At 47.2% G+C, this 21,776-nt stretch carries 20 protein-coding genes; 16 read left to right on the top strand and 4 right to left on the bottom strand.

Translation table 11 applies throughout. From position 1 onward, the window contains the following. The first annotated feature begins 124 nt into the window (after positions 1–124). Both PH235_RS09435 and PH235_RS09440 read left to right on the top strand, forming a co-directional pair. Positions 125–649, top strand: coding sequence for a transcription repressor NadR (locus PH235_RS09435; protein ID WP_239992640.1), 525 nt, complete (start codon positions 125–127; stop codon positions 647–649). Between the two features lie 97 nt (positions 650–746). Beyond that, positions 747–1,304, top strand: coding sequence for a hypothetical protein (locus PH235_RS09440; protein WP_272162104.1), 558 nt, complete (start codon positions 747–749; stop codon positions 1,302–1,304). Positions 1,305–1,399: 95 nt separating this feature from the next. On the opposite strand, the gene PH235_RS09445 is transcribed toward PH235_RS09440, so the two are convergent. Further along, on the bottom strand, positions 1,400–2,026 hold the full coding sequence (locus PH235_RS09445) for a carbonic anhydrase (protein ID WP_108032078.1): 627 nt from the start codon (positions 2,024–2,026) through the stop codon (positions 1,400–1,402). Between the two features lie 24 nt (positions 2,027–2,050). Further along, complete coding sequence (locus tag PH235_RS09450; RefSeq protein WP_272162105.1) at positions 2,051–2,962, bottom strand: AEC family transporter; 912 nt, start codon at positions 2,960–2,962, stop codon at positions 2,051–2,053. A 179-nt stretch (positions 2,963–3,141) separates the two neighbouring features. Between PH235_RS09450 and PH235_RS09455 the strand changes: the two genes are divergently transcribed. From PH235_RS09455 to PH235_RS09465, 3 genes are all read left to right on the top strand, one after another. Beyond that, the gene (locus PH235_RS09455) at positions 3,142–3,603 is read left to right on the top strand and encodes an S-ribosylhomocysteine lyase (RefSeq protein WP_086942537.1); all 462 of its coding nucleotides are present in this window, start codon (positions 3,142–3,144) and stop codon (positions 3,601–3,603) included. A gap of 24 nt (positions 3,604–3,627) precedes the next feature. Further along, entirely contained in the window at positions 3,628–4,740 is a 1,113-nt protein-coding gene (locus PH235_RS09460) for an iron-containing alcohol dehydrogenase family protein (protein ID WP_272162106.1), read from the top strand. Between the two features lie 148 nt (positions 4,741–4,888). Further along, entirely contained in the window at positions 4,889–5,287 is a 399-nt protein-coding gene (locus tag PH235_RS09465; protein WP_272162107.1) for a cytidine deaminase, read from the top strand. A gap of 49 nt (positions 5,288–5,336) precedes the next feature. On the opposite strand, the gene PH235_RS09470 is transcribed toward PH235_RS09465, so the two are convergent. Next, positions 5,337–6,185, bottom strand: coding sequence for a hypothetical protein (locus tag PH235_RS09470; RefSeq protein WP_272162108.1), 849 nt, complete (start codon positions 6,183–6,185; stop codon positions 5,337–5,339). Positions 6,186–6,332: 147 nt separating this feature from the next. Here PH235_RS09470 and gloA point away from each other — a divergent pair, with 147 nt between their 5' ends. The 10 genes from gloA to PH235_RS09520 all read left to right on the top strand — a co-directional run bounded on the left by gloA (position 6,333) and on the right by PH235_RS09520 (position 19,585). Then, positions 6,333–6,707 (top strand): lactoylglutathione lyase, encoded by a 375-nt coding sequence (gene gloA / locus PH235_RS09475; protein WP_272162109.1) that lies wholly within the window; start codon positions 6,333–6,335, stop codon positions 6,705–6,707. Between the two features lie 9 nt (positions 6,708–6,716). Further along, a complete protein-coding gene (locus PH235_RS09480) occupies positions 6,717–7,364 on the top strand; it encodes an SGNH/GDSL hydrolase family protein (protein WP_272162110.1) in 648 nt (215 codons plus the stop codon). A gap of 601 nt (positions 7,365–7,965) precedes the next feature. After that, positions 7,966–9,087, top strand: coding sequence for a DUF4349 domain-containing protein (locus PH235_RS09485; protein ID WP_272162111.1), 1,122 nt, complete (start codon positions 7,966–7,968; stop codon positions 9,085–9,087). A 168-nt stretch (positions 9,088–9,255) separates the two neighbouring features. After that, positions 9,256–10,539 (top strand): alkaline phosphatase family protein, encoded by a 1,284-nt coding sequence (locus tag PH235_RS09490; protein WP_272162112.1) that lies wholly within the window; start codon positions 9,256–9,258, stop codon positions 10,537–10,539. A gap of 21 nt (positions 10,540–10,560) precedes the next feature. Beyond that, positions 10,561–10,944 (top strand): (deoxy)nucleoside triphosphate pyrophosphohydrolase, encoded by a 384-nt coding sequence (locus PH235_RS09495; protein ID WP_272162113.1) that lies wholly within the window; start codon positions 10,561–10,563, stop codon positions 10,942–10,944. Positions 10,945–11,460: 516 nt separating this feature from the next. Beyond that, positions 11,461–13,371 carry a 1,4-alpha-glucan branching protein GlgB gene (glgB, locus tag PH235_RS09500; protein WP_272162114.1) on the top strand — a complete coding sequence of 637 codons (1,911 nt, stop codon included), beginning with the start codon at positions 11,461–11,463 and terminating at the stop codon, positions 13,369–13,371. A gap of 58 nt (positions 13,372–13,429) precedes the next feature. Then, positions 13,430–14,578: a glucose-1-phosphate adenylyltransferase gene (locus PH235_RS09505; RefSeq protein WP_272162115.1), complete on the top strand. Its 1,149-nt coding sequence runs from the start codon at positions 13,430–13,432 to the stop codon at positions 14,576–14,578. Then, complete coding sequence (glgD, locus tag PH235_RS09510; protein WP_272162116.1) at positions 14,565–15,710, top strand: glucose-1-phosphate adenylyltransferase subunit GlgD; 1,146 nt, start codon at positions 14,565–14,567, stop codon at positions 15,708–15,710. Before PH235_RS09505 ends, glgD begins: the two co-directional genes overlap by 14 nt. Positions 15,711–15,727: 17 nt before the next feature. Beyond that, positions 15,728–17,167: a glycogen synthase GlgA gene (gene glgA / locus PH235_RS09515; protein WP_272162117.1), complete on the top strand. Its 1,440-nt coding sequence runs from the start codon at positions 15,728–15,730 to the stop codon at positions 17,165–17,167. An 18-nt stretch (positions 17,168–17,185) separates the two neighbouring features. Continuing rightward, complete coding sequence (locus PH235_RS09520; protein ID WP_272162118.1) at positions 17,186–19,585, top strand: glycogen/starch/alpha-glucan phosphorylase; 2,400 nt, start codon at positions 17,186–17,188, stop codon at positions 19,583–19,585. A 169-nt stretch (positions 19,586–19,754) separates the two neighbouring features. Here the strand turns inward: PH235_RS09520 and PH235_RS09525 are convergent, their stop codons facing one another. After that, on the bottom strand, positions 19,755–20,117 hold the full coding sequence (locus tag PH235_RS09525; protein ID WP_272162119.1) for a DUF4828 domain-containing protein: 363 nt from the start codon (positions 20,115–20,117) through the stop codon (positions 19,755–19,757). 212 nt (positions 20,118–20,329) lie between these two features. On the opposite strand from PH235_RS09525, the gene PH235_RS09530 reads away from it, so the two are divergent. Continuing rightward, entirely contained in the window at positions 20,330–21,697 is a 1,368-nt protein-coding gene (locus PH235_RS09530) for an aspartate kinase (RefSeq protein WP_272162120.1), read from the top strand. Positions 21,698–21,776: the final 79 nt, after the last annotated feature.

A 21,776-nucleotide genomic window follows, 5' to 3' on the forward strand; every position in this document is an offset into this window, starting at 1 on the left:
CCTGAAAAGCCAGCAAAAACCGCTTCGTGCGGTGCGTTGCTGGCTTTTTGATTTTCGATTCTTGCAGTCCGGGGCAAAAATGGGTACTATTAAGAAGAGAACGCGTTACGGAAGGGTGAGTTTATTGAAAGCAGCAGAGAGACGAAATGAAATCATCAAATTATTGGAGGCCACGGACCAACCGGTGAACGCCACCCAACTGGCTGAATTGTTGTCGGTTAGCCGTCAGGTCATCGTGGGCGATATCGCATTGATCCGCGCCAAAGGGATTGAGATCCTGGCAACTCCACGGGGCTATCTTTCCGCGAATGCATTCAAGGGCGAAGGCAGTCTGTTCACAGGTAAAATTGCCTGCCAGCATACGCGGGCCGAGACGGTGACGGAACTGAACATCATCGTGGACAATGGCGGCGAGGTCGTGGATGTCCAGGTCGAGCATCCGGTCTACGGCACCTTGACCGGGGAACTGCATATCCGTTCGCGCCATGATGTCATCGACTTTATGTCGAAAATCGCATCAAACGAAGCGGCGATGCTGTCTTCGCTGACGGGCGGTGTGCATCTGCATACGCTTGCCTGCAAGGACGAAGAAACATTCCTGCGCATCAAAAAGGAACTGCAGGAAGCCGGCATCCTCTATTCAGGGTGAAAACGTATGAAAATTAGCTTGACAACTCCTGAAAAGATTATATAATATATTTACAACTGTCAAGACAGTTGTAAATATCTTTGGAGGGATTGGCGAAATGAATACACGTACACAAACGAAACACATTACGATAGCTGCTCTACTGATTGCGATAGGGATCCTGATACCGATGATATCCCCTTTGAAAATAATTCTTGAACCGGCTTCCTTTACTTTGGCTAGCCATGTGGCAACGATGATCGCCATGTTCCTTTCACCCGGCATCGCTGTTGCGGTTGCCTTTGGAACGGCAGTCGGCTTTATGCTTGGCGGCTTTCCATTGGTCGTAGTCCTGCGTGCGGCAACGCACATGATTTTTTCTTATGTCGGTGCGAAATACATCCAAAAGCACCCGGAAATGGCGCACGATATCAAAAAATCGTTGTTGTTCAGCCTGGTCCTTGGCGTGTTGCATGCTGGCTCCGAAGTCATCGTCGTGAGCCTGTTCTACTTTGCAGGCAACCTTACGACAGCGTATTACGATAAAGGCCTGATTTCTTCCGTCATGCTGCTGGTCGGCGTCGGAACCGTCATCCACAGCATGGTCGATTACTGGTTGGCCCAAATCGTCTGGAAAACCGTCGGCAAAAAAGCTCTGCCTCTACGCTCTGTGTAGATCGAAAAACGAATCAAATGAAAAGGACGCATCCCGGCTTTAATTGCGGGATGCGTCCTTTTTCTGTGTGCGGATCGTTCATACTTTGATTTTTATCAACCGTTTGCCAGCAAAAATTCGCATAAGTTGGGGTCATAGATGAAAATTTCGCCGGTTTCAATGATGTAGTGCCAACCGCTGATCTGCAGCGTGTCGGCTTCCATTCTTTCGGCAATATAGGGATGGGTAACCAAATGTTTCAGTTGCTCTAAGACATTTCCTTGTTCCATCATCCAGGCCCGTGCTTCAGGTTCGGATTCTGGAATTTCCTTCAGAACGCGATCGCGGACGGGGTGAATCAGTTCCAGCCATTTGCGCGTGTGCGGCAAATCATCGAGCTTGCCTTCGGGATGTAGGCAAGCAGCGCAACCGCCGCAGTTCGAATGGCCGCAGATGATGATATTCTCTACGCCGAGCGCAAGCACGGCATACTCGATGGCGGATGTCGTCGCCAAATATTCCGAAGAAATCCGGTAAGGCGGAGCGATGTTGGCGATGTTGCGGATGATGAACAATTCCCCCGGCAAAGTGCCTGTGATCATATTCGGATCGATGCGTGAATCAGAACAGGAAATAAATAGGGTATGAGGTTTCTGGGAGCTTTTCAACCCCTTGAAAAGCTCACGATGAGATTCAAAATCTCTCCTCCTGAAATTGACGATCCCTTTTAATAACTTATCCATGCTCATACCTTCTTTCTGAAATGATTATCCGAACAACAGTTGTGCAAATTGCACGATGATCGGGATTGTAAATAAGGACAATAGAGTGGTCAGGACCACAAGACGCGCGCCATATTCGTAGTCGCCGCCGAACAGACGGCCAAGGATGGCAGTGTTCGTTGCTGCCGGGGCACAGGAGGCGATGGTCAGGACGATTTCCACCATATAGTCATCGATCGGCAACAAATAAATGACGCCGATCGAGATGAGGGCGGTGACGATCAAACGCAGGAAAGTGGTCCAATACGCTTTCGGGAAAGCCAACAATTCCGAAAAATTGCTGTTGGCGATGTAGCTTCCGAGGATGATCATGGCCAGCGGCGTATTCAACGCTGCCAAGTTGTCGACGGACTTCCAGAGAAAAGCAGGGACCGGCAGGCGGCTGATGTAGATTGACAATCCGATGGCAGCCCCGATCATTCCGGGATTGAGAAGGGTTTGCCGCAAGGTCATCGCTTTTTTGTCGCCCGAAATCAGATATTGGCCGTAAGTCCACTGGGTGACGTTATTTGCCATGATGTAACCGGACATGAAAAAGACGCCCTCATAGCCCACGGTCGCGAGTACCAGGGGGATGCCGACAAAACCGGCATTCGGGAAAATCGTGGCGTATTTATCGATGCGGTCCTCTTTTTTCAATAGGACATGGACGATGAACGCGCGGATGGAAATTGTCAGAAAAGCCGCCAGCGTCGCCCAAAGCAACAGCTTCAAGCGGTGCGCATCAAAATCGGCATTGAACGATGTGATCATGGTCGCGGGCATCACGAACAAGGAGAGGATGGTCGATATTTGGCGTGTACCCTCGCTGGTGATGACTTTCGACCGGATCAGAATAAAACCAAAGAACATGATAGTGAACATGGTCAACAGCTGTTGGAAAACGATGCTTATCAAAGTGGCGCGGCACTCCTTTCACGTATGGAAGCTTAATTTCAGATTTTTTCTGTTCCTAACATGATAACACACCACGTGATATAATTTTAAGGAAAATCTCATAAATGTCTAGTATAATGAATTGGTATGCATCATAAAACAAACAACAGCATCTCAAGCTGAAGAATGGAGAAATATAGATGGCTAAAGTAGAAAGTTTTGAATTGGATCACGATTTGGTAAAGGCTCCGTATGTCCGCCAAGCAGGCTATGAAGTGCATGAAACTGGGGCTGTCGTCACAAAATTCGATCTGCGTTTTGTGCAGCCCAACCAGGATGCACTGCCGACTGGGGCTATGCACACGTTGGAACACCTTTTGGCAATCAACATCCGCGATTACGTGGATGGCGTCATTGATTTGTCGCCGATGGGTTGCCGCACCGGTTTTTACATGATCTGTTGGGGTGAACATACTCCGGAAGAAATCGCTTCTGCTTTGGAAAAAGTGTTGCAGATTGTATTGGAAACGACAGTAGTCCCGGCAACGACCGCGAAGGAATGCGGCAATTACCGCGATCATTCCTTGTTCGGCGCACAAGAATACGCGAAGCAAGTGTTAGCGGCCGGCATCAGCCGCGATCCTTTCACGCGTACGGTCTAGAAATTCAGGGAGGGTTGACATTATATGACGAAAGAATTGATCGTTAGGACTGGTCCGCAAGAATACGAATGCAGGGAAGGCGTTCTGTCAACTTTGCCGAAACGTTTGGAAGAACGCTTCGTAAAAAATGTTTTGATTGTGCACGGAACCGTATCCTGGCAAAAAGCCCGTCCCTACCTTAAAGATCTCTATCAAGCAGGATTTGTAATCACAGAAGTGGCTTTTTCGGGCGAATGCAGCTATGAGGAAGTCGACCGCATCGTCGGATTGGCCGCACAGCACGAAAGCGATGCGATCATCGGTATCGGCGGCGGAAAGATCATGGATGCAGTGAAATATGCTGCCGCGAAAGCGGGCTGCATCCTGAATGTGATGATTCCGACATTGGCGAGCAATTGCGCGCCTTGGACACCGCTCAGCGTCATGTACAGTGAAGATGGCGTGTTCATCCGTTACGATTTCCTGCAGCAACAAGCTTCGCTTTTGTTGTTGGAACCAAAATTGATCATCGATTCGCCGAAGGATTTCTTTGTGGCCGGATTGGCGGATACGCTGGCCAAATGGTACGAATCGGATGAGATCCTTTCGCTGCCTGAGAATGCCCAACAACCGATGCTGATGATGGCGCGCCAAGCTGCCTACATCTGCAGACAGAGCATCCTGGACCACGCTGAGTTGGCGATCGCCAGTCTGGAAGCAGGCGAAGTGACGGAAGCTTTTGTGAAGCTGACGGAAGTCATCACTTCCATCAGCGGCATGGTAGGCGGGATGGGGGACGCTTTTGCGCGGACGACCATCGCCCATGAAATCCATGATGCCATCACCAATTTCCCGGAATCGCATCATTTCCTGCATGGGCATAAAGTTGCTTATGGAATCATGGTCCAATTGGCCTATGAAAAAAAATGGGCGGAGATCGACAACCTGATCCCGTTCTACGAACATTTGGACATTCCGAAGAGCCTCCACGATCTGCATCTGGACAGACTGGACGCGGAAGGCATCATGGAAATCGCCCGGATGTCGACCAAACCTGAAGCACCGGCGCACGGACTGCCTTACGAAGTCACTGCCGAACTGATGGCGGAAGCGATCCAGGCACTCGAGGATTACATGGCGAATTTGCCGGAACTCTGATCCCAACGATTAAAGCTTGAGCAGGAGCTAGGCAACGCTGATCAATGACCTTTCCGGTTTGGCAAAATCTGGAATAATCGGTATACTGTAAACACGAACATTTACGTGTCAGAAAAAATACCCATTCTTGATAAGCGAGGGATCATCGATGAACAGTGAAGAATTAGTCTCCAGAGCAAGAGCGGCCATGCAACATGCATACAGCCCATATTCCCATTTTCCGGTAGGAGCGGCAGTCCTCTATAAGGACGGCGAAGTGATCGAAGGCGTGAACGTGGAAAATGTTTCCTTCGGCGCGACAAACTGTGCTGAGCGAACCGCCTTGTTCACCGGAGTTACGAGAGGCTACCGCAAAGACGACGTCGCAGCCATCGCCATCGCCGGCGACACGGAAACCTTCCTCCCGCCTTGCAGCATCTGCCGCCAGGTGATGGTGGAATTGTGCGGGTACGAAACGCCTGTCTACCTTTCCGACAAACACGGAAAAATCATGGAGCTGACGATCAAAGAGTTGGTTCCTTACGCTTTCACCGATTTGGATATGTAAAAAACAACTGCGGCCCACCAATCAGAGGTGGGCCGCAGTTGTTTTGATGCTACATTTTCAGGAATAATACGTAGGCGATCGTCGTCATCAACAGCAAATGCGCGCTGATGCCGCCGAGGCAAAGGTAAAGCGTATCCCGTTTCGTTTCGTTGATCGTCTGGTACAGGCTGGCGATGAACGTCACCAGATAGCTGGACAGATGGACCAAGAACAACAACAGCACCGGGACCGCCATCAGGATCGGTGCGATGAGGCTGGTCACAAAAGCGGCACCCAACAGCAACAGACCGAAAGCGTTCATTCCCGCATACTGCGTCATCCAGTTATGGATGGCATGGCGTCTGTGCAAAAAGAATGTTTTGATGAGGTACGCCAAAAAGGGGTACAAATAATAGAACGCCAAGAACAACAGGAAACTCTTCATGAACCAAACAACCGGTTCGACCTGGAAAGTGACGGTCGGCAACAATGAAATCTGCGAAAGTAAATCATATTGATAAGCCAATGCGACCGCAATCCGCGTCACCAATCCGGCTGAAAGAAGCGCCGAAAGGATGAAGGTAAAGTAGCCGTAAAGGTTGTGGCTTTCTCTGCGCGATTTTCTGGTCTCCGCGGGGTCTTTCATTTTTTTCCACAAAAAACGCACGTAACGGATGAATTTATTCTTTGCTTCATTGAAAGAAAAAGCTTGCTTATCAGCACGCGAAGCCGCTTCAGCCGCTTCTTCATCCTCATCAGCCGTCAGATCGACAAAATTTTCCGTGTTATCTTCGAATAAAGTGGATTGATAAAAATCATCTTGATGGATCGCGTCCGAACCGGAAACATCCGACCCACACATCGGGCAGATCAAAGCCTCTTTCGGGATGCGATTATGGCAATAGGTACATATCTTCATTGAGTTTTCTCCTTCTCACTGGTAACTAACTTCTAGAATAATTCAGTTTGTGGGATATAGCAAGGTTATTTTTGCGACAAATTTTTTGTAAAGGAACTGATAATTCGGTATGATAAGGGCAGCATAAATGAGAGGAATGATGACTGAATGAAAATGTTACACACTTGCATCCGCGTGCAGCACTTGGATAAATCGATTGCGTTCTACAAAGAGGCGTTTGATTTCCAAGAGAAAAAGAAGTTGGATTACCCTGAGCACAAGTTTTCAATCGTCTACTTAGGTTTGGAAGGCGATGACTATGAGTTGGAATTGACTTACAATTACGACCATGAACCTTATAACATCGGTGACGGCTATGGCCATATCGCCATCGGAGTGGATGAATTTGAAGCGCTCCATGACAAACAAGTAGCTGCCGGATTCAACGTGACAGACTATAAAGGTTTGCCTGATTCTTCCGTAAGATACTATTTCATCACCGATCCGGATGGCTACAAGGTTGAAGTCATCCAGAACAGATAGGGCGGACCTATGGAGAAAACGACCAAGAAAAAATTGCTTTTCATCGGCGACAGCATCACGGATGTCGGCCGCAACCGTAACAATCCCGATTCGCTGGGGAAAGGCTATGTGGCAATGATAGCGAAGGCTCTTGCGGACAGGGGCGATGCCGAACACTACCAGCTGATCAACCGCGGCATCAGCGGCAACCGAATCCATGATATAGCGGAAAGATGGCACGCCGATTGCGTTTCGCTCGAACCCGATGTCGTCACTATGTTGATTGGCATCAATGATACGTGGCATAATGTCGGCGATGAAACGGTGTTCGCGACCGTACAGGGCGCTGAACAGTTCGAAATGCATTACCGCCATTTGTTGGCCTCCTTGCGGAAAAAATCGGATGCCCGGATCATACTGATGGAACCGTTCGTTTTTCCGTATCCGGAAGACCGCAAAACTTGGCGGGTCGATTTAGATCCAAAACAGGAAATCGTCAAACGCCTTGCCGAAGAATTCGATGCCGAATGGATTGGGCTGGATGCTTATTTGAATGCAATCGGTGCTGTCGATGGTTATGAAACATTGTCGAATGACGGCGTCCATCCGACCAAAAAAGGCCACCAACTCATCGCCGATGCTTGGCTGAAGCAATTTGACGAGAGCGGCATAAAATAAAAACCAGTGAATCAGCGTCTGCAATCAAAAAAAGACTTGCCTTTTCGGTTTCTGCATGATAAGATATTTTACATGCGATGAGGCGACGAGCAATCAGGTGGGTTCGCCCATTCCGCGCAAGCGGCGAAGTGATTGCAAATCAAACGGGACATACGTGCTTGCACAACCACAGGATGTGGATGTTTGATGGTGACTGCTGTGAACAGTCCCATCCATGGGTTTACCCATGCCGTATCAGAAGAAAGGGTCGGAAAGTTGAACACTTAGGTGTTTACCTTTTCGGCCCTTTCTTTTTGTGGTTTCAGCGATTGGGGCCGCCAGCTCCGGTGAGGGGCGGCTCGCCGGAGCTGGATCATCCGGATTATCGGCTCCTCCGGCGAGGAGAGGCTCGCCGGAGAAGAACACCGAAAATGGGCCGCTCCTCCGGCGACAGCCGCTTCGCCGGAGGAGCGGCCGGTTTCCCCGGTCCCACCGGCCGTTCTTCGGCCAAGCCAAGTCCGCCAAAGCCGGACCATAAATATGTAAGGGCTTTATTAGGCGCAGCGGCCGCCATGCGGTATAATCTAAGTAGGAAACTTAGGAAAGATTGGAGGCGCCTCAATTGAAAAAACTGAAATTATTGATACTATCGCTGCTGTCATTCTCGCTGGTGGGTTGTTCATTCTTAACGACGGAAGAAACGAGTGTTTCGCAACAGGACGCTGCCGGAGTAGACAACGTGACGACTGAAATATCCAAAATGGATGGGGCAGTCGGGTCTGGATTGCTCATCGGCGAAAAGGTAGTCACCACTGTCCATCTCTCCTATGAAACGTTGAAATATGATGATTCCATCGCTTACCTGAAGGAAATCGTCGGTAAATACGGGGCCTATGTGGAATATTCCTACGAATCCAGCGGCGGCGACATGTTCTACACGACTACTTCATTGAGCCAAAACTATCGCCAAGGCAGCTACACAATCCGGATCCCGAAAGATTCCGTGACAGCCTTCCTGGACGATCTGGAGGGCGGACTGGGAACGAAAATCAGCGAGCAGCAGGGCAATGAGGACGTAACGCAATACTACGAGGATACGGCCACCCGCATCAGCGTGCTGCAAAGGAAGGAAGAGCGCTTGTTGGCGCTGCTCGAGCAAGCGGAAACAGTCGAGGAGATCCTAGCTATCGAAGACAGTCTCAGTGCTGCCATAGCCGAAAGGGAAGTGCTTCAGGCTGAGTTGGACAACATCGATGATTTGGTCGACTATACAGCTTTGTATCTGACCGTTTCCGAGCGTTCGCGCATCTCGAATAACCAAGGCGGATCGACGCCTTTCTGGGATCGCGTCAAGGATGCTTTCACCGATTCGCTTTATTCCTTCTACTATTGGCTGCAGGATGCCGCAATCTGGTTCATCTATGCGATGCCATTCTTTGTAGCAGTTCTGTTGTTGTTGCTGCTGCTGTGGGCGATCAAAAAACTGTTCGGCAAAACGATTTGGGGCAAACAAAGGGCCGAAAAGCAACTTCTGGAAAGAAAACAGATCGAAGAGCGCCGGAAAGAACGGTTTGACCGGACCCATCCAAGAAAACCGGGAGGCACAAATGTAGCTTCCAAACCGACCGTGGAACCGTCTGTGAAAACAACAAGCACACCACAAACCCCAGTCCCGCCGGTCGAAAAGACCGACCAGCCGGATTTGAAACCGAAAGATAATGAAGGGGATCCGCTCGAGCCATAAGTCAGGAACGGATTGAATTCAACCAAACAAAGGACTGCATCCCGATCGCTCAAAGATCCGGATGCAGTCTTTTGAGCTTTAAGCATAAAAGATGGCTAAAATAAGTGCGCCTAAGTCGACTGGACGACTGGATTATATGGTAAAATAACAGGATAGGAGGGTAATATTATGGTAAAAAGAAAACTGTATATCATTTCATTAGATGCATTTGGTGCCAGTGACTTAGAATTTGCCAAGACGCTGCCCCATTTCCAGGAAATATTGAACAGAAGTGCGCTCGTCAAAGAGGTGGAATCGGTTTATCCTTCTTTGACATACGTAGCCCATACTTCGATCGCAACAGGGATGAATCCGAATCGCCACGGCGTCATCCACAATACACATCGGCAACCGGAAAGACAGTCTCCGGACTGGTATTGGTATGCCAAAGAAATAAAGAAGGCGACATTGTTTGATGTCGCAAAGAAGGCTGGTTATACAACCTGCGCTTTGCTTTGGCCAGTGACGGGGAAAAGTTCTTCCATCGATTATAACCTCGCGGAAATTTTTCCGAACAGGCCGTGGCAAAATCAAGTCATGGTTTCCGCTTTTGCCTCCAGCACAAAATATGCGCTGGAGATGAACAAAAAATACAGTTCGTTGCGGAACGGCATTGCCCAACCGGAGTTGGATGAGTTTGTCACGGCGATTGCGGTCGACACAATCAAAACGAAACAGCCGGATCTGCTGGCTGTGCATCTGGTCGATTTGGACAGTATGCGTCATCATTATGGCGTCTTGAGCGACCAAGCGAAAGAAGCCATCGTCCGGATGGATCGCCATCTCGGCCAAATCATCGACGCGATGAAAGAAACGGACATCTATGAGGATACCGTGTTGGCGGTGTTGGGCGATCATTATCAAATCGATACGCATACGGTCATCCGCCCGAACCACCTATTTTTGGACAAAGGGTGGCAGACTTTGGACCGCAAAAAGAATATCAAGGACTGGAAAGTGCTGGCAAAAGCCGCAGATGGTGCTTGTTATATTTACCGCAAAGATGTCAGCATCACTAATAAAATGATATTGGATGCATTGAAAGGGATTGAAGACCGGGTTGAAACCATCCATTCGGCCGCAGAAGCCAGAAAAATGGGAGCGGATGAGAATTGCCTCTTCATTCTGGAAGCGAAGGCGGGTTATTATTTCGAGAGCGATGTGCTGTATCCTTTCATGGAAAGCACCGCCAAAAACCTGCCCGACCGAAGACTGCATAGCGCAACGCACGGCTTCAGTCCGAAAAAGAAAAAATATGCCACGATGCTGATGGTTTCCGGACCCGGAATCGACAAAGACGCTGTTGTCGAAAAGGGCAGGTTGATCGACGAAGGACCGACTTTCCTGCATGCAATCGGTCTGAAATTTCCGGAAGCCACGGATGGAAGGGTCATCAACAAAATATTTTTGTAATCGGGAGGATTTAATCGCCGCATGATCAAAGTAGTGGGAGCTGTAATAGAAAAAGAAGGCAGCATTTTTTGTGCCAAAAGAGGGCCGGGTAAGGCATTAGCCGGCCTGTGGGAATTTCCTGGAGGAAAGCTTGAGGAGAACGAGACGGCAGAAGAGGCCCTTGTCCGGGAGATGGAGGAGGAATTTTCCTGCCGGATCCTGGTCAAAGAGGAGCTGCTCACAATCCAGCATCTTTATGATTTCGGGACCGTGGAGTTGACGACGCTTCTCTGTGAATTGAACGAGGGCGAACCGCGATTGTCGGAGCACACGGAAATGCGTTGGGTGAACGTTTCAGAATTGCCTGAGTTGGACTGGGCGCCGGCAGATATCCCTACCGTGGAGCTGCTGATCCAACGATTGTAAATACCAAGTAAAAATAATCCTGAATTGTAAAAATTATGCCACAATCTTTGCAAATCAGGATTTCTTTACTATATAAATGTAAGCGGAAACATTCGCAATCTGGGAGATTGCCCGATTTGTGAAATAAATAACTAAATCTATCTGTGTATTTACATGTCCTTATTTGTAAGTGAATGTTGACAAAGTGTTGTAACAATAAGCCTGGTTGAAATGCCTCTCATCGTTATCTAATCAAAAGTTCATTTTCATGACTCAGATGGATTCTATATAGTGATATTCATGTCTTAAGTTTGAATAGCGTTTACAATGTTGTTTTTATGTAAAAAAACTATTAAGGATGATAGTTTATTACTATTAGGAAGAGAAATAGGTCTCAATATATTTATTATGGATTATGGCAAAATCATCTTTAAAATGGTATTATGGATATATATTAATGAAAGGGCCTGGCATGATTAAATAAATCATTATTGGATCGTTTTGTTACAGCAATATAATTGTAAGGGAAGTGTCTGGATGAGTGCAAAAACGAACATACTTAAAGAATTAGAAAAAGAGATGTATTTGTTCAACATCGGGGAGCATCTTGAAAGCTATCGCTTTTTAGGAAGTAAACAACGGACCGAAAACGGGATTGAAGGCTGGCGGTTCACTGTTTGGGCGCCCAATGCAAAAAACGTTTCGGTGGTTGGGGACTTTACTGAGTGGAAACCCGTAGAAATGCAAAAAATAGGCAAAACCGGTGGCTGGTCACTCTTTACGGAGGATGCGGCACAAGGGGACTGCTACAAGTATTATATCGAAGACAAAAACGGCAAAAAGAAATACAAAATCGATCCTTATTCTTTTGCGTACGAAGTTCCGCCGAAAGACGCCTCAGTCGTGTTTGATATGCCTGAGAAAAAATGGAAAGACGGCAGATGGTCCGCAAACAAAAAAAGAAAGTCCATCTATCAAAAACCGCTTAACATTTATGAAGTGCATTTCAGCTCTTGGAAAAAACATGATGATGGCAGCTGGTATTCCTTTAAGGATCTTGCTGAAACGTTGATTCCATATGTGAAGGAAATGGGCTACACGCACATTGAATTCATGCCATTGATGGAACATCCGTTGGAAGCTTCTTGGGGCTATCAAATCACCGGATACTTCGCGGTGGCTGCCCGTTACGGCAATTTGCTCGAATTACGGGATTTCGTGGAAGAAGCGCATAAAGAAGGGGTCGGGGTCATCATGGACTGGGTTCCCGGACATTTCTGCAAAAATGACTATGCGTTAGCCAATTTCGATGGCACACCGACTTTCGAATACGCCGATCCGAATCGCGCCATCAACAACCGCTGGGGAACATTGAATTTTGACTTGGGTAAAGCGCAAGTACACAGTTTCCTGATTTCGAACGCCATTTTCTGGCTACAAGAGTTCCATTTTGACGGAATCCGTGTCGATGCCGTTTCGAATATGCTTTACCTTGATTATGATGAGGGCCCTTGGACACCGAATGAAGACGGTGGCAATGATAATCGCCAAGGGATCGAATTCCTGAAGAAAATGAACACGAAAGTCTTCGAGCGCCAACCGGATACTTACATGATTGCGGAAGAAAGCACTGCCTGGGCGAACGTCACGAAACCTATCGAGATGGGCGGTTTAGGCTTCAACTATAAATGGAATATGGGCTGGATGAATGATACGTTGCGTTTCTTCGAAATGGATCCGTTGTTCCGAAAAGATAATTTCAACCTGATCACCTTCTCATTTATGTATGCTTTCAATGAGAACTTTATTTTGCCGATATCCCATGATGAAGTGGTCCACGGGAAACAGTCCCTTTTGGCAAAAATGCCGGGTGACCGCTATAAACAATTTGCGGGCTTACGGACGCTGCAAGCCTATATGATGGCTCACCCAGGGAAAAAATTGAATTTCATGGGCAATGAAATCGGACAATTCCTGGAATGGCGCTTCTACGAACAAATCGAATGGGATGTCTTGAATAATGAGTTCAATCCGGAGTTCCAGCATTACATCAAAACGTTGAATCATCTTTACAAAGATACGAAAGCTTTGCATGAAGTCGATGATGCAAACACCGGTTTAGAACTTTTGGACGCGGACAATAGCTCGGAGTCAGTCCTTTCCTTCATAAGAACAGGTGAAAAACCGCGCGATTTCCTGATTGTCGTCTGCAACTTCACACCTGTAGAGCGTCGCAATTTCCGAGTGGGCGTGCCATATGAGGGCCACTACGAAGTATTGCTTAATACTGAAATGCAGGAATTCGGCGGTACTTGGACCGAAAATCTGCCTGAAATGGTCACCAGCCTCGACGGCATGAATCGCCAACCGTTCTCGATCGAATTTACGTTACCCGCATTAGGAGTTTTGTTCATCAAACCAAAACGCGTTTTTGGTGTTAATAAATAGATCTACAGATAGTTATGATGAGAAGGAGGGGAAAGGAAGAGGCATTCTTCCTGATACTATGAAAAATCAAATGGTAGCAATGATATTAGCCGGAGGGCAAGGCACTCGGCTTGGAAAATTGACGCGCGAAACAGCCAAACCGGCCGTTCCGTTTGGCGGAAAATATCGAATAATCGACTTTGCTTTAAGTAACTGCGCTAACTCAGGGATCAATAAAGTCGGGGTAGTGACACAATATCAACCTTTAGAATTGAATGAACACATCGGCAACGGTGAATCATGGGGACTGAACGGTGGAGATGGTGGAGCGACTATCTTGCAGCCGTATTCGAGCGCGGATGGCGAAAAGTGGTTCAAGGGTACCGCTCATGCCATCTACCAAAATATCGCCTATATCGACAGATACAATCCCGAATACGTTTTAGTGTTGTCCGGTGACCATATCTACAAGATGGACTATTCCCACATGTTGGAATTCCATATTGCGCACAATGCCAGTTTGACAGTCGGCGTTATCCCTGTTCCGATGGAAGAAGCACCGCGCTTCGGGATCATGAATACGGATCAGACAAACCGCATCATCGAATTCGATGAAAAACCGAAAGAACCGAAAAGCAATCTGGCATCCATGGGGATCTACATCTTCAATTGGTCAGTATTGCGCAAGTATTTGGTTGAGGATCAAGCGAAGCAACGCGAAATGGAAGATTTCGGTAAAAACGTCATCCCGACCTATCTTGAAAACGGCGAAAACTGCTTTGCTTATGCGTTTGATGGGTATTGGAAAGATGTCGGTACCATCGAAAGCCTTTGGGAAGCGAACATGGAATTCCTGGATCCAGAGCATATCCTGAATATCCGCGATGAAGAATGGCGCATCTATTCCAAAAATCCGGTATCCCCTCCGCAATTTTTGACAGAAACCTCCAACGTGACGGATTCCATGATCGTTGACGGATGCTATGTGGCAGGTGAAATCACCCATTCAATCCTTTCCCAGAATGTTCGGGTCGGAAATGGGTCGGTCGTACGCGATAGCTTGATCATGGCGAACGTAACAATCGGAGAGAATGTCACAATCGAGCATGCCATCATCGGAGAAAATGCTAAAATTGCCGACAATGCGAATGTCATCGGCAAGAACGGTGAAATCGAAGTTGTTGGATATGCTGAAGTTATAGGAGGACTGAAAGATGAAGATGAATAGTATTTGTGCCATATTAAACTTGACCGAGGACGAGACAACGTTGAAACCGTTGACGAATGTCCGCCCAATTGCTTCGTTACCATTTGCGAGTCGTTATCGCTTGATCGACTTCAATCTTTCCAGCATCAGCCATGCTGAAATCAAATCAGTCGGCATGTTCATCGCTGGAAGCGGCCGTTCAATCTATGATCATATCCGCAGCGGTTCCGTCTGGAATCTTGAATCCGGACTCACCGGCGGGATTTTCACCTATTCCCAACAGTTGCTGAAAGCAATCCAGGAGAAGAACGGTGATGCTCCGGACTTTTACATGAACCACAAAGAGTTCATCACCCGTTCCAAAGGCGAATATGTCATCGTTATGGGCAGCAAAATCTTGGCCAATGTCGACATCAAAGCCATTATGCAACATCATTTGGCGAAGGAAGGCGACATCACTGTAGTCTATAAGAGCCTTCCGAAAGGCGCCTTGGAAAACAGACCGCATGAAAAAGTATTGAAAATCGATCGCGATGAGTATTTGCTGCATCTGACCGACGTGCAGGAAGCACCTGCAGATCTTGAACGCCTTGCGATGAGCATGAACATGTACTTCATGAGAGCGGACAAGCTGTTGGAATTGATCCAGCGTGCCGAATTGGAAAACGTGCAACTCGATTCAGACAAATTGATTAAACACTACTTGCCGGATTACCAAGTCAATACTTACGAGTATACCGGCTATATGGCGAACATCGATTCAATCGACGCCTACTTCAATGCTAATATGGAAATGTTGGAAAAGAATAAGTTTTCAGCTTTGTTCCACGGCAGCCAACACGTCATCACAAAGGTGAAGAACGGAGCACCGACCTATTATGCTAAAGGGGCTCATGTGAAAAATGCCCAGTTCGCTACTGGTTGCGTCATTGAAGGGACAGTCGAAGACTCCTTGATTTTCCGTAAAGTCAACATCGCTAAGGACGCCGAAATACGCAACTCCATCATCATGCAGGGTGCACAGATCGGTGAAGGCGCAATCCTCGAATATTGTATCTTGGATAAAAATGTGACAGTCGGTCCTGGTGTGATTTTGAAAGGCACGAAAGATAATCTTGTCGTAATCGAAAAAAATAAAACACTCACAGTTTAGAAAGAAGGATGCGCACGATGAAAATTTTATTTGCCGCAAGTGAGGCTGCTCCTTTCTTTAAAACAGGTGGCCTCGGTGATGTCGCGTACGCATTGCCGAAGGAGTTAGTAAAACAAGGCGTGGATATCAGGGTTGTCCTTCCTTATTATTCAACCATGCCTGCAAAGTACAAAGAAGACATCAAAGAATTGCTGCATTTCCGCGTACAAGTCGGTTGGAAAAGCATGTATTGCGGTGTGAAAACATTGGAATTGGAAGGCGTGACTTATTATTTCATCGATAATCAAGCCTATTTCAATCGTCCATCCTTGTACGGTCAAATGGATGATGCCGAAAGATTCGGTTTCTTCTCCTTGGCGATCTGCGAAATGATGGAAAAAATTGATTTCATTCCGGATGTCGTCCATGTGAATGATTGGCATACGGCTATGGTTCCGGTCCTGCTTGTGGACAAATACCATTGGGTCGAAGCGTATCAAAGCATCCGCAAAGTCATCACAATCCACAACATCCGTTTCCAAGGCGTCTATGATCCTTCCATTCTGACCAGCATCTTCGGGACGGGCATGAACATCTATCATGAAGCCGGCGTGAAGTATTATGATAACGTCAATTTCATGAAAGGCGGCATCAATTTCTCTGATGTCGTCACGACGGTCAGCCCATCCTATGCGAATGAAATCCAGACACCGGAATTCGGTGAAGGCTTGGAAGGCACGTTGGGATACAACAGCTGGAAAATCAAGGGGATCATCAACGGAATTGATTATGACGTCAATGATCCGGAAACCGACCCGAAACTGGAATATCATTTCACAGCCGATGATTTGACAGGAAAAGCGGCAAACAAAGCTGCCCTTCAGGAGCGTTTGGGATTGGAAGTGAATCCCGACATCCCTTTGATCACGAGCGTCGGACGCTTGACTGATCAAAAAGGCTACCAGCTTGTGCAGGAAAAAACCGAGGAACTATTGAATGCGCGTGATGTACAGATTGCCATCCTCGGCACCGGCGAAGCGGAATACGAGAATTCATTCCGTTACTTTGCCGCAAAATACCCTGATCGCTTTGCGGCGGTCATCGATTTTGACATAGCGTTGGCTCAGCAGATGTACGCAGGCGCGGATATGTTCCTGATGCCTTCCGCATTCGAACCGTGCGGCTTGTCGCAAATGATTTCCTTGCGCTACGGCACTTTGCCGATTGTGCATGAAACGGGTGGCTTGAAAGATACAGTAGTCCCTTACAACTCCTACACGGGTGAAGGCACAGGGTTCACATTCATTGATTTCAGTGGATATGCACTGCTCGGAACCATCTACCGTGCACTGGATGTATATGAAAAACAACCGAAAGCCTGGGCAGAGATGGTGCGCGAAGCGATGAGCAGCGATTTCAGCTGGAAAGAACCGGCCAAGGATTATCTGGACGTCTATCAGTCATTAGTCAACGAATAAGAGGAGTTGAAAGCATATATGGCATTTGACGTTCAAGAGTTCAAAAAAGAATACCAAAAGAAATTTGAGGAATTGTTCGCTTACGGTTATGAGGCTGGTTCGAAAACGGAGCAGTACATTGCTTTGGGGGATTTGGTCCGTGGGCTCTACTCCGAGGATTGGATTCAAACAATCATGGAGTACAACAAGAAAAAGGAAAAGCAAGTCTATTACTTTTCGATGGAGTTCCTGCCCGGAAGGATGCTGAAAAGCAATCTCCTGAATATGGGTATACTGGACTGCGTCAAACAAGGCATGGATGAGCTCGAGCTTGACTTGGATGAAGTGGCGCGTGCTGAAGTCGATCCGGCCTTAGGGAACGGTGGACTCGGCAGACTGGCTTCCTGCTTCATGGATTCCATCGCCTCGACCGGCCTTGCCGGAAACGGCAACGGAATCCGCTACCGTTATGGTCTTTTCAAACAAAAATTCATCAACGGCTATCAGATTGAATTGCCTGAGAATTGGCTCCGCAACAAGAACGTATGGGAAGTCAGGAAAGAGAACAAAGCCGTCATCGTCCGTTTCGGCGGAGATGTCAGCTTTACGCAGGAGGATGGGGACGGCAGATTGCGTGTGCGTCACGAAAATACCCGTGATATCCTTGCAGTTCCTTACGATACTGCCCAAGTCGGCTACAATAACGGCGTCGTAAATAATTTGCGGCTTTGGTCGGCAGAAATTCCTTACGGGGATGAAGCACGTTTTTCGACAGAAGAACAACGCGAAGAAGTCAAACGCATCACCGAAGTATTGTATCCGGATGATTCCAATTACGAAGGACGTCTCTTGCGTGTCCAGCAGGAATACTTTTTCTCCTCTGCCGGCATCCAAAGCATCGTCCGCTATTTCAAACGACTGAAACTGGACTGGAGCCTTTTCCCTGATAAAATCGCCATCCACATCAACGATACTCACCCAACTTTGGCGATCCCTGAATTGATGCGGATCCTGTTGGATGAGGAAGGGTTGACTTGGGACCAAGCGTGGGAAATCACGAAGAAAACAGTCAGCTATACCAACCACACGATTCTCCAGGAAGCGATGGAGCGTTGGCCGGAAACGATGATTTCGGATCTGTTGCCGCGTATCTACCAAATCATTCAGGAAATCAACCGCCGTCATATCGACAAGAAAACGCCTTTATATGGGGAAGAATTATCCCAGCGCACTGCAATCATTGCCAATGGCCAGATCAAGATGGCCAACCTTGCCATCATCGGCAGCCATAGCGTCAATGGCGTCGCTAGATTGCATACGGATATCCTGATGGCTGATACGCTGAATGACTTCTACGTGATGTATCCGCAAAAATTCAACAACAAAACGAACGGGATCACGCAGCGACGTTGGGTCCAGATCGCAAACGAAAATCTGACCGCGATGCTTGACGAAACGATCGGTACTGAGTGGAAAAGCAATCCGGAAGAAATCAAAATCCTGAAGGCGCACCGCGACAATAAAAATGTCCTGGATAAGCTGGAACAAGTCAAACTGTCCAACAAAAAACGGTTTGCGGCATATGCGCTGCAAGAGATGGGCATCGAAATCGATCCGACTGCATTGTTCGACGTGCAGATCAAACGATTGCATGCCTATAAGCGCCAATTGTTGAACGTTCTGCACATCTTGGACAGATATCTACAACTGAAGGATAATCCCAATGCTAACCTTCAGAAGCGCGTCTTCATTTTCGGCGCGAAGGCTGCACCTAGCTATTATTACGCAAAACAAATCATCAAATTGATCAATTCGATTGCTTATCTGATCAACAATGACCCTTCCATCAATGATAAAATCAAGATTGTTTTCGTTGAGAACTATGGCGTTTCGTTGGCAGAGCTGATCATCCCGGCAGCCGATATCAGCGAACAGATTTCTCTTGCCGGCAAGGAAGCTTCCGGTACCAGCAACATGAAGCTGATGTCGAATGGTGCCATCACGATGGCCACATTGGACGGTGCCAATGTTGAAATCAGGGATAATGTAGGTGAAGACAATATCTTCATCTTTGGCCTGAAGAGTGATGAAGTCCAAGAGTTCTATCGCAATGGCGTATACAATTCAAGAGACATCTACGACAAGAATCCGCGTTTGAAACGTATCCTGAATCTGCTTATTGACGGCACCATTCCAGGTGTCGAGACGGAAGGCCGGGATATCTTCGATTCATTGGTCATGTACAATGACGAGTATTTCCTGCTGAAGGACTTTGACGGATACCTGCAAGCGCAATATGAGGCGGATAAGGCGTTTTCTGACAGAGACAGATGGAACCGCATGGCACTGATGAATATCGCAAGCTCAGGGCCGTTTTCATCGGATTACACGATTCTGCGTTACGCGGATGAAATCTGGAAGATCAAACCACAGTCCTAATCGAATGTTAACTACAAACAAGGGCTGCCCCGGAAATGGGCAGCCCTTGTTTGCATTTTAGCGGTGTAGTTCCCCGCCAAATAGATTTTGACTGGGAATCTCTGAGCATAAATTCAATTCCTATAAAAAAAGCCCTGATCAGGGGCGGCGGTGTTGCATTAACGATTCGTTATTTATCGGTTTCGCGTTTGAAGTAGAATTCTTGCTCTTCCGCTTCATCGTAGATGGTAAGCGTAGGGGATGTATCTTTTTTCAGAATCAGATAATAGCCGAAGTGGTCGCGGAAGACCAGTTCGTTGGGTTTGGCTTCTTCAAGGGTTGCTTTTAATTTTTTGTTGTTCAGGAGAATCTCCAGATTATCAGTAATTTCAACCTTCAAGGACTGTGTGTCGTTTTTCCATGTGCCGATGTAAGGGGTATATGATGTTGATAGGCTCTTACCGGCATTGCGATTTGACTTGAACAAAGCAGAGCTGATGCTTGCGATTACGGATAATCCGACTACGATCCTCCAAGGATTATTTTTTTTCACTGATTTGAAACCTCCCACATTAAGTTAACTCATAGTATATTCCTTTTTTTGCAAATGGCCATAGCATTAACAATACAAATATGTTACAAATGATGTAAAGTTTGAAAAGGTAATTGCCATAGCCATGATATGATGATATTCTAAAGCATAAATGAAAATACAATTACAAAATTAAAAAAAGATTAAAGAAATCAAGTGAGGAAGTGTTCGGTTTGAAGGTTATCAAATTTGGCGGGAGTTCCCTTGCGAATGGAACTCAATTGAAAAAAGTATTGCAGATTGTGAAAGATGACGCAGACAGAAGAATTGTGGTCGTTTCAGCACCCGGAAAGCGCAACGACTCGGACGAAAAGGTTACCGATCTGCTGATCAAGTTGGCCGATGAGGTGCAAAATAAAGAAGATCACCAGAAAACCCTGAAGACGATCCTGAAAAGATATCAAGATATCGTAGATGAATTGGAGATCGACCCGAGCGTTATGGACATCATTTCCAAAAACTATGAGAAATTGATCCAGACGAAATTCTACAACGAATTGTATGCGCTGGATGCGTACAAAGCAAGCGGCGAAGACAACAGCGCCATCCTTGTAGCCGCATTTTTCAATAAAGAGGGCATCCCTGCCAAATACGTCAACCCGAAGGATGCCGGCCTATTGGTCAGCGACAACCCAGGGAACGCGCGCGTATTGCCGGAATCCTTCAAGAATCTATATGCATTGCGGGATTCGAAAGAAATCATCGTTTTCCCAGGATTCTTCGGTTATACGAAGGATGGACAATTGCTTACCTTCTCTAGAGGGGGATCGGACATCTCCGGCGCAATCGTCGCCAACGGTGTCAAAGCCAGCCTTTATGAAAACTTTACGGACGTAGATGCCATCTATGTTGCAAATCCTAAGATGGTCAAACATCCGAAAAAAATCAAGCAATTGACTTACCGCGAAATGCGTGAATTATCCTACAGCGGATTTTCTGTCTTCCATGATGAAGCCTTGCAGCCTGCTTTCAGCGCCGGAATCCCTGTGGTGGTCAAAAATACCAACAATCCCTCTGCTCCAGGTACGAGCATCACAAGAACGAAGCCTGAAAACAAACAGATCGTTTCCGGTATCGCAAGTTCGACCGGCTTCATGAGCATCTACATCGGCAAATACTTGATGAACAGAGAAGTCGGTTTCGGCCGCAGAGTGCTGCAAATCTTCGAAGATTTCAACCTGAACTTTGAACACATGCCATCCGGTATCGACGATTTGTCGATCATCCTGCGCGCCAATCAGATGACGATGCAACAAGAACAAGAGTTGCTGTACCGCTTGAAGAATGAATTGCAAGCGGACGATGTAAATGTCAAAGGCGGCATCTGCTTATTGATGATCGTCGGCGAAGGCATGGTTAATTCCGTCGGGACAGTTGCGAAAGCCTGTACCGCACTGGCTGAAGCGGACATCAACCTGGAAATGATCAATCAAGGTTCGTCGGAAGTCAGCATTATGTTCGGAATCGACGAAAAAGACGAAGCCAGAGCAGTCAAAGTGCTGTATGATGCATTCTTCCCAGCAAAAAAAAGACTAGATTAATCAGAAACGGGGCTGCCTCTAATTAGAGGCAGCCCCGTTTGCGCGTGGACATGGATAATTGGCCTTTATTCATGTTTTA

Source organism: Trichococcus sp. K1Tr, assembly GCF_028309625.1.
Lineage (GTDB): Bacteria > Bacillota > Bacilli > Lactobacillales > Aerococcaceae > Trichococcus.

Bases quoted from the DNA above. Each gene is read 5' to 3' on its own strand.
- PH235_RS09440 (WP_272162104.1), top strand. From the start codon at position 747: ATGAATACACGTACACAAACGAAACACATTACGATAGCTGCTCTACTG.
- PH235_RS09445 (WP_108032078.1), bottom strand. From the start codon at position 2,026: ATGGATAAGTTATTAAAAGGGATCGTCAATTTCAGGAGGAGAGATTTT.
- PH235_RS09455 (WP_086942537.1), top strand. From the start codon at position 3,142: ATGGCTAAAGTAGAAAGTTTTGAATTGGATCACGATTTGGTAAAGGCT.
- PH235_RS09460 (WP_272162106.1), top strand. From the start codon at position 3,628: ATGACGAAAGAATTGATCGTTAGGACTGGTCCGCAAGAATACGAATGC.
- PH235_RS09465 (WP_272162107.1), top strand. From the start codon at position 4,889: ATGAACAGTGAAGAATTAGTCTCCAGAGCAAGAGCGGCCATGCAACAT.
- PH235_RS09470 (WP_272162108.1), bottom strand. From the start codon at position 6,185: ATGAAGATATGTACCTATTGCCATAATCGCATCCCGAAAGAGGCTTTG.
- gloA (WP_272162109.1), top strand. From the start codon at position 6,333: ATGAAAATGTTACACACTTGCATCCGCGTGCAGCACTTGGATAAATCG.
- PH235_RS09480 (WP_272162110.1), top strand. From the start codon at position 6,717: ATGGAGAAAACGACCAAGAAAAAATTGCTTTTCATCGGCGACAGCATC.
- PH235_RS09490 (WP_272162112.1), top strand. From the start codon at position 9,256: ATGGTAAAAAGAAAACTGTATATCATTTCATTAGATGCATTTGGTGCC.
- PH235_RS09495 (WP_272162113.1), top strand. From the start codon at position 10,561: ATGATCAAAGTAGTGGGAGCTGTAATAGAAAAAGAAGGCAGCATTTTT.
- glgB (WP_272162114.1), top strand. From the start codon at position 11,461: ATGAGTGCAAAAACGAACATACTTAAAGAATTAGAAAAAGAGATGTAT.
- PH235_RS09505 (WP_272162115.1), top strand. From the start codon at position 13,430: ATGAAAAATCAAATGGTAGCAATGATATTAGCCGGAGGGCAAGGCACT.
- glgD (WP_272162116.1), top strand. From the start codon at position 14,565: ATGAAGATGAATAGTATTTGTGCCATATTAAACTTGACCGAGGACGAG.
- glgA (WP_272162117.1), top strand. From the start codon at position 15,728: ATGAAAATTTTATTTGCCGCAAGTGAGGCTGCTCCTTTCTTTAAAACA.
- PH235_RS09520 (WP_272162118.1), top strand. From the start codon at position 17,186: ATGGCATTTGACGTTCAAGAGTTCAAAAAAGAATACCAAAAGAAATTT.